Annotated in this window: 12 protein-coding genes; 8 read left to right on the forward strand and 4 right to left on the reverse strand. The window is 64.8% G+C overall.

The features are described 5' to 3' along the window. The first annotated feature begins 142 nt into the window (after positions 1 to 142). From NVV77_RS17515 to NVV77_RS17550, 8 genes are all read left to right on the forward strand, one after another. Positions 143 to 1,660, forward strand: a complete 1,518-nt coding sequence (locus tag NVV77_RS17515) for an ABC transporter substrate-binding protein (RefSeq protein ID WP_295415242.1) — start codon at positions 143 to 145, stop codon at positions 1,658 to 1,660. A 63-nt stretch (positions 1,661 to 1,723) separates the two neighbouring features. Then, positions 1,724 to 2,683: an ABC transporter permease gene (locus tag NVV77_RS17520; RefSeq protein WP_295415243.1), complete on the forward strand. Its 960-nt coding sequence runs from the start codon at positions 1,724 to 1,726 to the stop codon at positions 2,681 to 2,683. Next, entirely contained in the window at positions 2,683 to 3,525 is an 843-nt protein-coding gene (locus tag NVV77_RS17525; protein ID WP_295415244.1) for an ABC transporter permease, read from the forward strand. The genes NVV77_RS17520 and NVV77_RS17525 overlap by 1 nt, the downstream gene beginning before the upstream one ends. Continuing rightward, on the forward strand, positions 3,522 to 5,252 hold the full coding sequence (locus NVV77_RS17530) for an ABC transporter ATP-binding protein (protein ID WP_295415245.1): 1,731 nt from the start codon (positions 3,522 to 3,524) through the stop codon (positions 5,250 to 5,252). Before NVV77_RS17525 ends, NVV77_RS17530 begins: the two co-directional genes overlap by 4 nt. Continuing rightward, positions 5,249 to 6,241, forward strand: coding sequence for a serine hydrolase (locus NVV77_RS17535; protein ID WP_295415246.1), 993 nt, complete (start codon positions 5,249 to 5,251; stop codon positions 6,239 to 6,241). Before NVV77_RS17530 ends, NVV77_RS17535 begins: the two co-directional genes overlap by 4 nt. Positions 6,242 to 6,245: 4 nt before the next feature. Continuing rightward, on the forward strand, positions 6,246 to 7,370 hold the full coding sequence (locus tag NVV77_RS17540; protein WP_295415247.1) for an anhydro-N-acetylmuramic acid kinase: 1,125 nt from the start codon (positions 6,246 to 6,248) through the stop codon (positions 7,368 to 7,370). 2 nt (positions 7,371 to 7,372) lie between these two features. After that, on the forward strand, positions 7,373 to 7,795 hold the full coding sequence (locus NVV77_RS17545) for an N-acetyltransferase (protein ID WP_295415248.1): 423 nt from the start codon (positions 7,373 to 7,375) through the stop codon (positions 7,793 to 7,795). Further along, a complete protein-coding gene (locus NVV77_RS17550) occupies positions 7,796 to 8,674 on the forward strand; it encodes a DMT family transporter (RefSeq protein ID WP_295415249.1) in 879 nt (292 codons plus the stop codon). Positions 8,675 to 8,693: 19 nt separating this feature from the next. Here the strand turns inward: NVV77_RS17550 and NVV77_RS17555 are convergent, their stop codons facing one another. The 4 genes from NVV77_RS17555 to NVV77_RS17570 all read right to left on the reverse strand — a co-directional run bounded on the left by NVV77_RS17555 (position 8,694) and on the right by NVV77_RS17570 (position 14,185). After that, positions 8,694 to 10,769 carry an autotransporter domain-containing protein gene (locus tag NVV77_RS17555; protein ID WP_295415250.1) on the reverse strand — a complete coding sequence of 692 codons (2,076 nt, stop codon included), beginning with the start codon at positions 10,767 to 10,769 and terminating at the stop codon, positions 8,694 to 8,696. A 135-nt stretch (positions 10,770 to 10,904) separates the two neighbouring features. Then, positions 10,905 to 11,885 carry an AraC family transcriptional regulator gene (locus NVV77_RS17560; protein WP_295415251.1) on the reverse strand — a complete coding sequence of 327 codons (981 nt, stop codon included), beginning with the start codon at positions 11,883 to 11,885 and terminating at the stop codon, positions 10,905 to 10,907. 259 nt (positions 11,886 to 12,144) lie between these two features. Then, on the reverse strand, positions 12,145 to 13,056 hold the full coding sequence (locus tag NVV77_RS17565) for a TIM barrel protein (RefSeq protein ID WP_295415252.1): 912 nt from the start codon (positions 13,054 to 13,056) through the stop codon (positions 12,145 to 12,147). Positions 13,057 to 13,072: 16 nt separating this feature from the next. Beyond that, positions 13,073 to 14,185 carry an ABC transporter ATP-binding protein gene (locus NVV77_RS17570; protein WP_295415253.1) on the reverse strand — a complete coding sequence of 371 codons (1,113 nt, stop codon included), beginning with the start codon at positions 14,183 to 14,185 and terminating at the stop codon, positions 13,073 to 13,075. Positions 14,186 to 14,189: the final 4 nt, after the last annotated feature.

A 14,189-nucleotide genomic window follows, 5' to 3' on the forward strand; every position in this document is an offset into this window, starting at 1 on the left:
AACTCGTTGACACAGGCTGGCGCGACTTCATAGGCTTGTCACGAACCATTGCTGCCGACAGGGCAACCCTTCGGGTTGGAGCAGCAATGCACTTCAGGAGATTGGCCTTTTCTGCAAAGGCCGACAGCAAGGAGGGAATAAGATGAACTGGACTAATACTCGCAAGCTCATGACCGGGCTCGCCATTGCCACGGCGCTGTCCACGGTTGCCTTTGCGCTGCCGGCGGAAGCCGCGACGCTGCGCATGGCCTGGAGCCAGGACGCGACGGGTCTCGATCCGCACACGCAGCCGGCCTTTCCGTCCATTCGCCTGCTCGAACTGATCTATGAGCCGCTGGTGCGCCTTGACCCCGAGCTCAATGTCATTCCGGCAATCGCTGCCAGCTGGGAATTTGCGCCCGACGCCAAGACGCTGACCTTCAAGCTCGACCCCAACGCCAAGTTCACCAACGGCGCTCAGGTCACCCCGGCCGACGTAAAGGCCTCGTTCGAGCGTATTCTCAATGAAGAAACCGCCGCCGTGGCGCGCTCGAATTTCCTCTCGATCGACACGATCGAGACCCCCGACGCCGAAACCGTCGTGTTCAATCTCAAGACCGCCGACGTGCCGATTCTCGTCGCCATGGCGACCATCAATGCCGCCATCGTTCCGGCCAGCGAAATCGAAGCCGGCAAGATCGGCACCGAAACCGTTGGCTCCGGCCCCTTCAAGCTCGATAGCTGGGAACCCAATTCCCGCGAAGTTCTGAGCGCCAACCCCGATTGGGCCGGCGGCGATATTGCTATCGACGGCATCACCATTTCGGTCCTGCCCGACGAAACCGCGATCCTCGCCTCGCTCCGCGCCGGCCAGACCGATTTCGCCCTGCTCAACGATCCGCTCGTTGCCACCATGGTGCCCAACGAAGCCAATCTGCAGCTCAACCGCGTTCCCGGCCTTGCCTATAACGTGCTCCAGCTCAATCCTTCGCGTCCGCCCATGGACAACCTGAAGGTTCGCCAGGCCATGTCCTGCGCCATCAACCGCCAGGAAATCGTCGACGCAGCCCTCGCCGGCGAGGGCCAGGTGACCGGCCCCCTGACCATGCCGGCCTTCGCCCAGGATCCGAACTCGCTCTTCTGCTATGAGCAGGATCTCGAAAAGGCCAAGCAGCTCATGGCTGAATCGGGCGTCTCCGGCTTCACCGCCAAGGTCATCGCCGCCACCGGCGAACCCCCGGTTGCCGCCTCCGAAGCTCAGGTGCTTCAGGCCCAACTCGCGGAAATCGGCGTCAATCTCGAAATCGAGATGATGGAACTCAACGTCTATGTCGACACCTGGCTCGCCGGCAATTTCGACATGGCCGTCGCCCAGAATGGCGGCCGTCCGGACCCGTTCCCGATGTACAACCGCTACTTCACCAAGGACGGCAACCTCCTGAAGGTTTCCAACTTCGTGGACGACACGCTCGACACCCTGATGCGTGAAGGCCAGGCCGAAACCGATCCAGCCAAGCGCGTCGAAATCTTCCACAAGTTCGAAAACCACCTCGTCGAACAGTCCCCGTGGCTGTGGCTGTCCACTGGCTATGGCTACACCGCCCAGCTCAAGACGGTTTCGGGCTTCGTCCCCTCGCCGACCGGCACGCTGTTCGGCCTCACCGAAGTTTCAATCCAGTAATTTTGTATTACGTTCGGAGCCGGCCTACGGGCCGGCCCCTTTTTATCCAGGAGAAGGCGTTCGATGAATTATGTGGTGCAACGCCTCCTGACGTTCCCACTGATCCTGCTCGGGGTTTCGATACTCGTCTTCGTCTCGATCCGCCTCGTCCCCGGCGACGCGATCACCGCCATGCTTGGCACCGAAGCCGGCCTTCTCACCCCCGATCAACGCGCCGCCCTCGCCGCCTATTTCGGCATCGATCAGCCCATCTGGTCCCAATATCTGCGCTGGCTCTCCGGCCTCTTCCAGGGCGATCTCGGCATTTCCTCCATCTATGGCAAGCCGGTTCTCTCGATCATCCTCGAGCGCTTCCCGCTGACCCTGCAATTGGCGCTGATGTCCATGCTGATCTCCCTCAGCGTCGGCATCCCCCTCGGCGTCTTCGCCGCCACCCGCAACGAACGCCCCAGCGACCTCATCGTCCGCATGCTCGCCATGCTCGGCCAGTCGACCCCGAGCTTCGTCATCGGCGTCCTCATCATCTATGTCCTGTCGGTCTTTTTCGGCTTCGTCCCCGCCATGGGCACGTTCACGCCGCTGACCGTCGACCCGCTCGCCAGCGTGGGCCAGTTGATCTTCCCGGCCATCACCCTCGGCTTTGCCTTCGCCGCCTCGGTCACCCGCATTTCGCGCTCGGCCATGCTCGACGTCTTGAGCGACGATTATATCCGCACCGCGCGCTCCAAGGGCGCCTCCCAGCGCAGCGTCGTCTGGCGCCACGCGCTGCCCAATGCGCTCATTCCGGTGGTGACGCTCTCCGGCGTCGAATTCGGCTATCTCCTCGGCGGCGCCGTTATCGTCGAACAGATCTTTGCCCTGCCCGGCCTCGGCCGCCTCGTCCTCGATGCCATCACCCAGCGCGATTACGCGCTCGTCGAGGGCACCGTCCTCTTCATCGCCTTCAACTTCTTGCTGGTGAACTTGCTCGTCGACCTCGCCTATGTCGCGCTCGACCCGCGCATCCGGATCGGGGGCCGCTGATGTCAAAGCTCGCTCGCGCCTTCCTGCGTCACCCCTCCGGGCGCATCGGCCTCGCCATCATCTCGCTCTACCTGATCGCAGCCCTGCTCGGCATCGTCGGCCTCACCCCGCATGACCCGCTAAAACTCTTCGCCATCGATAGGCTGAAGCCGCCCAGCGCGACCTATTGGTTCGGCACCGACCTCCTCGGTCGCGACACGTTTAGCCGCCTCATGGTCGGCATCAAGCAGTCGATGATCATCGCCTTCTGTTCGGTTGGCCTCGCCACCCTCTTCGGCACCGTGATCGGCCTCCTCGCCGCCTGGTGGGGCACGCTGTGGGACGGCATCCTGATGCGCATCATGGACGTGTTGCTGGCCTTCCCGGCCATCCTCCTCGCCCTCCTCATCATCGCCATCGTCGGCCCCGGCACCTCGACCAGCGTCGCCGCCATCGCCATCGTCTATACGCCCATCTTTGCCCGCGTCGTCCGCGGCCCGGCTTTGTCGCTCAAGCAGCGCGATTTCGTCGACGCCGCCCGCACCTTCGGCAGCTCCCAGCCCTATATTTTGAGCCACCACCTGCTGCTCAATCTCGTCGCCCCGCTCGCCGTCCAAGTGACGCTGGCTCTCGCCTGGGCCCTCCTCACCGAAGCCGGTCTTTCCTTCCTCGGCCTCGGCACCCAGCCGCCCACCCCATCGCTCGGCCTCATGCTGGCCGAAAGCAAGAACCTCATGACCCAGGCCCCCTGGCTGATGATCTTCCCGGCCCTGACCATCATGCTCGGCATTCTCGGCTTCAACCTCACCGGCGACGCCCTGCGCGACATTCTCGACCCCCGCACCCAGAGGAGAGAAGCATGACCCCTCTCCTTTCCGTCCGCGACCTCCGCGTCGGCTTCGGCCAGAACCCTGCCGCCAATGAAGTGGTCAAGGGCGTCAGCTTCGACCTCGCAGCCGGCGAAACCCTCGCCATCGTCGGCGAAAGCGGCTCGGGCAAATCCGTCACCGCCCTCTCGGTCAATCGCCTCGTCGATTTCGGCGGCGGCCGCATCACCAATGGCTCCATCATCCTGCAACGCAGCGATAGCTCGACCCTCGACGTCGCCAAGGCAGACGAAAAGGTCCTCCGAACCATTCGCGGTCGCGATGTCGGCATGATCTTTCAGGAGCCGATGACCTCGCTCAATCCGGTGCACACCGTCGGCGCCCAGATCGAGGAAGCGTTCAGGCTCAATCGCGGCCTCCACGGCGCAGAAGCGGAGCGCGCCGCTCTCGAAGTCCTCGAACGTGTCCGCATCCCCGACGCCAAATCGCGCCTAGCTTATTATCCGCACCAGCTCTCGGGCGGCATGCGCCAGCGCGTCATGATCGCCATGGCCCTCGCCAGCAGCCCGCGCCTCCTCATCGCCGACGAACCGACCACCGCGCTCGACGTCACCGTGCAGGCCCAGATCATGGCGTTGCTGGCCGAGCTGCGCGCCGAAACCGGCATGTCGATGATCTTCATCACCCACGACATCGGCCTTGTCGCCGGCATCGCAGACCGCATCATGGTCATGCAACACGGCCTCGCCGTCGAGCAGAACACCACCGACGCCGTGCTCGACAATCCCCAGCACGACTACACCAAGCACCTCCTCAACGCCGTCCCCCACTTCACCTCCGGCAAGGCCGTCCGCGCCGACAACGAGCGCACCGCCACCAGCGAACCCATCATCAAGGTGGACGACCTCGTCGTCCGCTTCCCGGTGAAGAAGGGTCTCTTCAAGCCCAAGGGCGCCATTCACGCCGTCGATGGCGTCAGCTTCGATCTCATGCCCGGCGAAACCCTCGCCATCGTCGGGGAAAGCGGCTCCGGCAAATCCACCACCGCCCGCGCCATTCTGGGCCTCGTGGAAAAACACCGCGGCGCCATCGCCGCCAAGGCCGGCCGCTCGCGCCGTCCCATCCAGATGGTCTTCCAAGACCCCTTCGCATCGCTCAATCCGCGCCTCAATGTCGAAGCCCTGATGGCCGAGCCCGCCATCGCCAATGGCCAGAAACTCGACGACACCCTGCGCGACCGCATGCGGTTCCTGCTCGATCGCGTCGGCCTCCCTGCCGACGTGCTCAACCGCTATCCCCACCAGTTCTCCGGTGGCCAGCGCCAGCGCCTCTGCATCGCCCGCGTGCTGATGCTCAATCCAGATGTCGTCGTGCTCGACGAAGCCGTCTCCGCCCTCGACGTTTCGGTCCAGGCTCGCGTCCTCGATCTCCTTGTCGATCTCCAGCGCGAATTCAGCCTCGCCTACCTCTTCATCTCGCACGACATGGCCGTGGTCGAGCGCATCGCCCACCGCATCGCCGTCATGTATGCCGGCCAGATCGTCGAGATCGGCGAGGCCCGCGCGGTCCTCTCCGACCCGCAGCACAGCTACACCAAGCGCCTGATCTCGGCCGTTCCCGCCGTCGAGCGTCGCCGCCAACACTTTGCCGTCGACGCCACCCAGGTTCCCTCTCTCGTCCGCCCCGCCGGTTATGAACCACCCCCGGCCAATTGGCGCGAGGCCGGCCAAGACCACCGCGTTCGCATCGAAGAAACCAAATGAGCAAGCCGCAAGACATGCTGGAACGGGCCTTCCCCGTCCTTGAACAAGCCATCGCATCCGGCCGCATCCCCGGCGGCGTCCTCGGCGTCATCGACCGCGACGGCAACCGCGCCACCCGCGCCATCGGCTCTGCCCAGACCGTACCCACCAGCCGCCCGATGACCGAGGACACCTGGTTCGACCTCGCCTCGATCAGCAAGGTCGCCTTCACCACCGAGCGCATCCTCGCCCTCGCCGCAGCCGGCACCATCGACCTCGACGCGCCGCTGACGACGATCCTGCCCGACTATCGCCACTACAATCTCGACAATTGGGAGCGGAAGATCACCTTCCGCCAGTGCCTCGGCCACCAGACGCCGTTCCCCGCCGTCTTCCCGCTTTATACCTATGGCCGCGACCCCGACCTGCTGCGCACGTTCCTCTTGCAGCACGAATTCCCCGCCGGTCCCGCCGTCTATTCCGACATCAATTTCATCCTTCTCGGCTTCGCCCTCGAACGCATCCACGGCAAGTGGCTACGCGAGCAGGACCCCGGCCCCGGTTTCGCCTGGTCCGCCGATCCGCAAAACGCCGCCGCCACCGAACTCTGCTACTGGCGCCACCGCGTCCTCGTCGGCGAAGTCCACGATGACAATTGCTCGGCCCTCGAAGGCGCCGGCAATGCCGGCCTCTTCGGCACCGTCCATTCCATGCTCGACTTCGCCGGCAACAAACTCACCAATGCCGGCCCCGACGCCCTGATCCGCACGCCCCTCAGCGCCCGCCGCACCCATGGCTGGGAACGGCCCTATGACGGTTGGTCCGGCGGCGACAACTGCACGCCCGAAACCATCGGCCATACCGGCTTCACCGGCACCGGCATCTGGATCGACTTTGCCCGCGGCCACGCCTGGACCCTCCTTACCAATCGCGTCCACCCCACCCGCCATTTCGACAGCGGCATCTTTGCGCTGCGCCGGGCCGTGGGCGACCGCATCAACGCCGAGTAAGCAAATGACCTTTGAACCAATCTGGGCCGTTGGCCTCATGACCGGCACGGTGCTCGACGGCAATATCGACGTCGCCCTCCTCCGCACGGACGGAGAAACCGTCGAAAGCTTCGGCGCCTATACCCTCGCGCCCTATCCCCAATCGATCCGCGACCAGCTCGAAGAAACCCTCGCCCAGGCCCGCACCTGGGCTTTTGACGGCCCCGAACCCGCCATTTTTGCGCAGGCCGAAGACGCTCTAACCCGCGCCCAATCCGCCGCCGTCGCTGCCCTCGTCAAAGACGCTGGCCTCAAAAACGAAGACATCGGCATCGTCGGCTTCCACGGCCAGTCCGTGCTCCACCGCGCGCCCCAGCCCGGCCGCATCGGCGCCACCCGCCAACTCGGCAATGGCAAGCTGATGCACGACATTCTCGGCATCCCCGTCGCCTATGATTTCCGCTCCGCCGACGTCCGCGCCGGCGGCCAGGGCGCGCCCCTCGCCGCCCTCTATCACCAGGCCCTCCTCAAGAAGATCGGCGCCACCGACGGCAAGACCGCCGTGCTCAATCTCGGCGGCGTCGCCAACGTCACCTTCTGGGACGGCAAGGACCAGCTCATCGCCTTCGACACCGGCCCCGCCAATGCCCCCATCAACGACTTCGTAAAGAGCCTCGGCCTCGGCGACATGGACCACAATGGCGAGATGGCCCTGCGCGGCAAGGTCGACGAAGAACGCCTCGCAAGGCTGCTAACTCACCGCTACCTCAGCGCCGCCTATCCCAAATCCCTCGACCGCTTCGACTTCCTTTCCACCATGGCCGATGGCCTCGGCGCCGATGATGGCGCTGCCACCCTCACCGCCTTCACCTGCGGCGCCGTGGGCAAGGCCCTCGACCTCCTGCCCCAGCGCCCCGAAAAGCTCGTCGTCTGCGGCGGCGGAAGGCACAATCCGGCGATTATGGCCATGCTCAAAACCCGCGCCGGCGTCGAAGCTGTCCCTGCTGAAACCGTCGGCTGGCGCGGCGACGCCATCGAGGCCGAATGCTTCGCCTTCCTCGCCGTCCGCGTCCTCCGCGGCCTCCCCATCAGCTTCCCAACCACCACCGGCGCACCCCATCCGCTCACCGGCGGCGAATTGGCGGCCTGACAATGTCCATCCTCTCCATAGAGGTCACGGAAACACCTACCCCCGTCGATCTCGACCGGATCGGCAAGGGTCTCACCAGCTTCAATGAGGCCGATGTCGGCCCCGCCGAACGGCGCCCGCTGGCCGTCCTGGTGCATGATAGCGACGGCGAGCTCGTGGCCGGCATTTCCGGCTACACCGCCTGGGGCTGGCTTTATGTGCAATGGCTCTGGGTCGAAGAAGACCAGCGCGGCCAAAGTCTTGCTGGGCAAATGCTGGAAAACGCCGAGCAGGAGGCCCGCCAACGCGGTTGCCACGGCGCCTACATCGACACCTTCAATCCCCATGCCCTGCACGTCTACCAAAAGGCCGGCTACACGGTGTTCGGCACGCTCCCGAATTTCCCCCCGGGCCGTACCCGCAGCTTCCTGTCAAAGGATCTCTAGGTGAAATCCCTCAGCGGCATGCTCTTCTGCGCCTCCGGCATCGTCCTGATGTGCTGCATGGATGCGGTCGCCAAGGCGCTCGGCGCCGATCTCACCACCTTTCAGGTCGTGTTCCTCCGCTATCTCGGCGCTGCACTCTGGCTGGTCCTCTGGATCGCCCTAACCGGCGCCTCCTGGCCCAAGCGCGAAGACCTCGGCCGCCAGGCCCAGCGCGCCGCGCTCCTCGTCGTCACGGCATCACTCTTCTTCTACGCCGTCACCCACCTGCCGCTCGCCGTCGTCGCTGCCTTGGGCATGACCGCCCCGGTCTATGTGACCCTCCTCGGCGCCATTTTCTTCCATGAAAAGATCGGCCCCGGCGCCTGGCTCGCCCTCGGCCTCGGCGCCGCCGGTTCCGCCACCATCATCTTTGCCGGCCAGACCAATCCCTTCGCCTCCGCCAATGGCGACGCCATTGCCTGGGCCACCGCGCTCCTCGCCCCGCTCACTTACGCGATCGTGGTCGCGCTCCTAAAGCACCATTCCAGCCGCGAAGACCCTGCCGCCATGACCATGGGCCAATCCCTCATCGCGGCCATCCTCTCCTTCCCGCTCGCCCTCGGCGCCTGGCCCGAAATCACGCCAAAAATCGCCGGCCTCGGCACGCTCATCGGCCTCCTCGGCGCCGTCGGCTTCCTGCTGTTGATCAACGGCCTCCGCCGCCTCCCAGTCAGCGTCTTCGCCGTGCTCGACTACACCGCCCTCATCTGGGCCGGTCTCCTCGGCTTTTTCTTCTTTTCCGAAGTCCCCGGCCCCCAGCTCTGGATCGGTGGCAGCCTGATCATCGCCGCCTGCATCCTCAACTCCCGCCGCGCCGTCGAGCCGCAGCCGGCAAGCTGAGGATGCACCGCCCGGCCTTCTAGAAGCCCGCATGCAGGCCGAGCGCACCGGAAATATCGCCGTCCTGGCCCATGGTCGCGCCATGTAGCGACACGCTCAAAACCGCGTTCTGTCCCAGCTTCTGGTCGATATCCAGGCCCGCGCGCACCCAGGTCTGCCCATGCGCTGTCGCCGGCAGATCAAAGGCAAAGGCACCCGGCACCGAGCCCGACACAGCGCCCCCCGTGCTGTCGAACCGATGCACCGCCTCGACCGTCGTCTTGAGCGTGGTCTCCGTCCCGAGCGCCGTCGTAGCGGTCACCCCGAGCCGCCCTTCAATGGCGGTTTGGGTCTGCGCATTGAACTGGGCAGGAAAGCCCCCGCCGGTTTCCGTAAAGGCGCCCGTATGGGTGGTGCCCAGGGTGAAGGAGCCCCAGGGCGTGAAACTGGTGGCGCCCAGCGTCGCCGCATCGCGCCATTCCGCCTTGGCACGCACCAGTGCCGTCTGCACATCGGTCGAGCCCGAAGAGAGGTCGACGCCCGCCCCATTGGCATAGGCGCGCGCAAAATTCGCCGACCAGGCGCCATAAATGCCGGTGAGCGAAACAATGAGATCGGTATCGGAAGGCCGATAATCGATCTCGCCCACCACATAGCGACCATCCAGAGTTGCCGAGCCACCCAGCGGCAGGGCCTGACGCCCATGGCTGGTGCCAAGGCCCAACCCGGCGCGGACCTGATTGTCGGCAAAATCGCCGCAGATACCGGCTTCCACCAGCCCGATCGTCCCATCGCGTCCGCCACTGGAATAGCGCGCGACATCGCCCGTGCTCCACCCGCAAACGCCATTGCCGCCAACGGGATAGTCCATCAGGCTGCGATGATGCGCGCCGGTCATCGGTGTCCAGCTCAGGTGTTGGCCGGCATAGGCGATCTGGCCGGCCTGATAGAGCGTCGACGTATAGGCCGCCATGTCGACGACACCGGCATGCTCGCCAGACACCCGCGCCAGATAAGCCAGATCATCGCCCTCGGGCGACCGCATGGTGCCCACAACGACATCGCCGGTATCGGACACACCTGCGGCACTCGTGAGGTTGAGACCCGTCATGTCGACGCCGGCCCCCGCAAGCCAGTCCGAGACCGACTGCATCTGCGTCGCCTCGGTCCAGCGGAAGGCCTGGTTGATTTCGTCCTCGTCATGGGCCGAGCCAACGACCACGCTGCCATCTGCCGAAAGCGCAAAGGCCCGGGCTTCGCTCCCGCCCAGCGTGCCGAGGTCGCTCATGCCCTCGCCGTCCACCCAGCGAAAGGCGCGATAGTCATTATTGCCATCATAGGAAAGGCCCGCAACGATCCTGCCGTCATTGCTGATCCCCAGCCCCTCGGCATGAATCCCGCCCAGCGTACCGATGCCGGTGACCGGCGAGGACCCGCCCTCCACCCCATCGAGAGCCCAGATGGTCGCCTGACCGTCGTGCTGGCCCCAGACATAGCCAGTGGCAAAACTGCCATTGCGCGAAATCGCCTGGGCCGAGCCGGTGAGCCCGCCGGGCGTCAGGCCCAGCGCAAACATTTCGATATTGCCGGCGACACCCGTCGTGGCCCCATCGATAAAGAGGAACGGCTGGCGCGCTTCGACGCCATTGGCAGACTCGCCGACCACCCGTCCGCCATCGGCCGAAATACCAAGACCCTGGCTGAAACTGCCCCCCAGCGTGCCAATATCGCGGATGCCGGTGCCCTCGGTCCAGAGAAAGGCCCGATATTCGTCCGCCGCATTGAGCGCCGTGCCGACGATGCGCCGGCCATCGAGCGACACGCCAGTGGCATAGCTGCTGCGGCCGCCCAGCGTGCCGAGCAGGATCAAGTCACCATTGGCGTCCCAGCGCACCGCCTGGGAATGGGCGGCCGCATCGACCGATGTGCCCACCGCGATCGTACCGGCGCCGTTGACGCCATAAGCCTCCGAAGAACGGACCTCGCCCGGAATCCAGCCAAGATCGATGAACTCGCCTGCGGCCAGCGCCGGACCGCCTGATACCAATGCCGTCGTCAATGTCAGGCCAACCGCCAGCCGGCGAGAACCGGCGCGGTAAGAAACTTCAAACTGCATGACCTACCCTGTTCCATGCGCCGCGGCTCCAAGGCGCGGCAGATCAGGGAGGGGTAGCGAGGGCAAAATGGCGGAACAATCTGACCGCCCGGCGCGCACCATTTTTGGCGGCGCGCACCATTGGCGCTCCTGCGCTCAGTCGGCGCGCAGCCGCCGGTCGAGGCCGGGGGTGACCCCGAAGCGGCGCCGATAGGCTTTGACGAAGTTCGAGGCATCGGCATAGCCGATGCGGAAAGCAACCTGCTTGAGCGGCACGTCGGGCACTTCGGCCAGGAGGGTGCGCGCCAGGTCGAGCCGGGCATCGCGCAGCAATTCAAAGGCCGTGCTGCCGAACAGCGTGCGGAAACCAAAGTTGAGCCGGCGTTCGCTCATCCGCGCCACGCCCGCCAGCGCCGCAAGGCTCGGCGGCTCACGCAGGTCAGCCAGCAAGGCATCGCGCGCCTGACCAAGCCGGATCCGCTCGCCCGCCGTCAGGCTCACCCAATCGGCCCGCCCCGCCAACCGATCCAGTTGCAGCGCCAGCAGTTCGAGCGTACGCGCCTCGGCATGCAGCGTCGCCATGCGCCCCGAATAGATGGGAGTCATCAGCGCCTGTGCGCTGGCGCGCAGGGGGCGGTCGAGCGGCAGGGAATGGGCGAAGGCCCGGTCCTGCCCGGCGCGAACCGCGGCCAGCACTTCGGTCGCCGCCCGGTCCGTGCCCTGGGCGAGAGCCTCGATTTCAATACGCACCGCAACCAGTTGCCAGGCCCGGTCGGGCTGAAGGTCGTAGAGAACGTGGTCCGTGGTGGGATCAACGACATAGAGCGCGCCGCTTTCGCGCCAGGTCTGGCTCATGCCGCCCCGCGCCCCAAACGTACCGACCCCATCGAGCATGCAGCCCAGGATCAGCGTGCCCTCGACCGCCGGTTGCCCTGAAGCCAGCCGATAGGCGTGCCGGGCATGCCCCTGGATGCGATAGACATAGAGCCCCTCGCGCAAGGCCCGCATGTCCATGAAGCCCGAGAATGGCCCATTTTCGAAGGTCTCGTGGCCGGTGCCGGCAAAGCGATGCTCGGCAGAGCTATCCTCGGCACTACGCGACCAGAGCTCGACCGAGCCCAGCGTGGACGGCGACATACTCTCTCCCTTGAGCATTTGCGCCTCGATTACTGAGCCCGCACTGGCCCGACAAGCATCCCCATATGGTGCGATCGTGCCGCAAGTAGTGCGCCATTGCAGGCTATCCCTGCTTTATCAGGTTCCTTCGCGCCCCGCAAAACCGGCCTTTGGGGCGCAGATCGCCACGAAAACGCCGGCTCCCCCCACAAAACAAATGGGCGCCGGCACATGGCCGACGCCCATCGATTGTCATGTCCCGCGCTGGTGAAGACGAACTTTACTGCGCCGCTTCCAGCGCCTGACCGTCCAGACCAGCGAGCGCACGAGCGAGACGCAGGCTTTCGGGCTGCTCGGCGCGATAACGGCGACCAATTTCCATCATCAGGACGGTATCGGGCAGGAAGGTCAGTTCGGAGAAAATCCGGTCCCAGTCGATATCGCCCCAGCCGAGCGGCATGTGCAGGTCGCCGATGCCCATCGCCGTGTTTTCCTGCGGATGATACGGCTTATAAAAACCCTGCGGACGGCCAAAGCTGTCATGCACATGCAGGTGCCCCGCGACCGGCGCCATGGCGGCGATTTCGCTGAAAAAGTCGAGGCCGCGATAAGTCGCTTCGAGATAAGCGTGGCTGAAATCGATCAGCGCCACAACCTGCGAGTGGTTGACCGCCTTGACCGTCTCGGCGACTTCCTTCGGCGTCTGGCGATACTGGCCGAGTTCGGTCGTAAATATGTTCTCGAGCGCAATGCGCACGCCATAGGGGCGAGCGAAATCACCCAGTTCCGTCAGCGCTTCGCGTTCCCGCTCATCGGCGCCGGCCCGTTCGGCGATCTGGTCGGCGCGCAGGCACCCGCCATGCTGCACCAGCACGCGCGCATTGACGCGGTCGCAGACTTCCACCAGCGCCTTGGCGGCATCGAGCTGGTAGCGCTGGGTCACCGGGTCCATGAAGTTGGACGAAACTAGGCCATGCACCGTGTAGCGGAAATCGAACTGGCTGGTGATGGCAACAAGGCGCTCGGCGCGCTCGGGAATGATGCGACCGCCCGAGATCAGGTCGAGGCTGGTCAGGCCCAGCTCAACCGTATCGACGCCCATTTCCGCCAGGGCGCGCAGGTCTTCGTGAAAGCTCGAAAATTCGCCGTCGGTAGAGCCGACATTGAAACCGGTGCCGATGATATTGCCCATTGGGGCCTCCTTGGGATCAGGCAGAAACAGTATCGGTGGCGCGAACCGGGCGACCATTGTGGTCGACCCGGCGGCCATTGCTGTGGTCGAAGACGTGAATGTCGCTTTCGCTCAGCGCGAAATGGACCGGCATGCCGGTGCCCAGCGCATCGGTGCCACTATCGACGGCAATGATCGGGCTGCCATCGGCGCGGGCATAGACCAGGCGCGAGGCGCCCAGCTCTTCGGTGTAGTCGACCACCGCCGCAATAGCGTCCTTGTGGCCGGCATCGACGCGCCGGACCAGTTCGGGACGAATGCCGATGGACACTTCGCGGCTCAGATGCGCCTTGGCGAGACCCGGCAGGTTCACCATGCCGCCCTTGCCATGGCGGAAATAGCCGTCTTCGCCAAAGAAGCCGCGCACCAGATTCATCGCCGGAGAGCCGATGAAGTCAGCGACAAAAAGGCTCGCCGGGTGGTGATAAACCTCGGACGGCTTGCCAACCTGCTCGACAAAACCCGAATTCATCACGATCAACCGGTCAGCCAAGGTCATGGCCTCGGTCTGGTCGTGGGTGACGAAAACCGAGGTGACCCCAAGGCTGCGATGGAGGTTCCGAACCTCCGCGCGCATTGCAACACGCAGCTTCGCATCAAGGTTGGAAAAGGGTTCGTCAAAGAGAAAAACTTTCGGCTCACGCACCATCGCGCGGGCCATGGCAACGCGCTGGCGCTGGCCACCCGAAAGCTCGCCCGGCTTGCGGTCGAGATAGGGTTCAAGGCTGACGGATTTCGCGACCTTCAGCACCTTGGCCTCGCGCTCCGCCTTGGGCATGCCGGCGACCTTGAGCGCATAGCCGATATTCTGGCGCACGCTCATATGCGGGTAGAGCGCATAGTTCTGAAACACCATGGCGCAGCCGCGCTCGCGCGGCTCAAGCTCGTTGACCACCTTGCCGTCGATGGCAATCGTGCCCTCGGAAATCTCTTCGAGCCCGGCAATCATACGCAGCAAAGTGGATTTACCGCAGCCCGATGGCCCGAGGATGACGACGAATTCGCCGGCCTCGATTTCCACGTCGACGCCATGGATGACGTCATTCTTCTGGTAGCGCTTCTTGACGCCGGAAAAGCTGATCGCAGCCATGAAA

This window comes from Devosia sp. (assembly GCF_024707125.1).
Classification (GTDB): domain Bacteria; phylum Pseudomonadota; class Alphaproteobacteria; order Rhizobiales; family Devosiaceae; genus Devosia.

Excerpts from the sequence above, each read along its gene's own strand:
- NVV77_RS17515 (WP_295415242.1), top strand. The coding sequence starts at position 143 with ATGAACTGGACTAATACTCGCAAGCTCATGACCGGGCTCGCCATTGCC.
- NVV77_RS17520 (WP_295415243.1), top strand. The coding sequence starts at position 1,724 with ATGAATTATGTGGTGCAACGCCTCCTGACGTTCCCACTGATCCTGCTC.
- NVV77_RS17525 (WP_295415244.1), top strand. The coding sequence starts at position 2,683 with ATGTCAAAGCTCGCTCGCGCCTTCCTGCGTCACCCCTCCGGGCGCATC.
- NVV77_RS17530 (WP_295415245.1), top strand. The coding sequence starts at position 3,522 with ATGACCCCTCTCCTTTCCGTCCGCGACCTCCGCGTCGGCTTCGGCCAG.
- NVV77_RS17535 (WP_295415246.1), top strand. The coding sequence starts at position 5,249 with ATGAGCAAGCCGCAAGACATGCTGGAACGGGCCTTCCCCGTCCTTGAA.
- NVV77_RS17540 (WP_295415247.1), top strand. The coding sequence starts at position 6,246 with ATGACCTTTGAACCAATCTGGGCCGTTGGCCTCATGACCGGCACGGTG.
- NVV77_RS17545 (WP_295415248.1), top strand. The coding sequence starts at position 7,373 with ATGTCCATCCTCTCCATAGAGGTCACGGAAACACCTACCCCCGTCGAT.
- NVV77_RS17555 (WP_295415250.1), bottom strand. The coding sequence starts at position 10,769 with ATGCAGTTTGAAGTTTCTTACCGCGCCGGTTCTCGCCGGCTGGCGGTT.
- NVV77_RS17560 (WP_295415251.1), bottom strand. The coding sequence starts at position 11,885 with ATGTCGCCGTCCACGCTGGGCTCGGTCGAGCTCTGGTCGCGTAGTGCC.
- NVV77_RS17565 (WP_295415252.1), bottom strand. The coding sequence starts at position 13,056 with ATGGGCAATATCATCGGCACCGGTTTCAATGTCGGCTCTACCGACGGC.
- NVV77_RS17570 (WP_295415253.1), bottom strand. The coding sequence starts at position 14,185 with ATGGCTGCGATCAGCTTTTCCGGCGTCAAGAAGCGCTACCAGAAGAAT.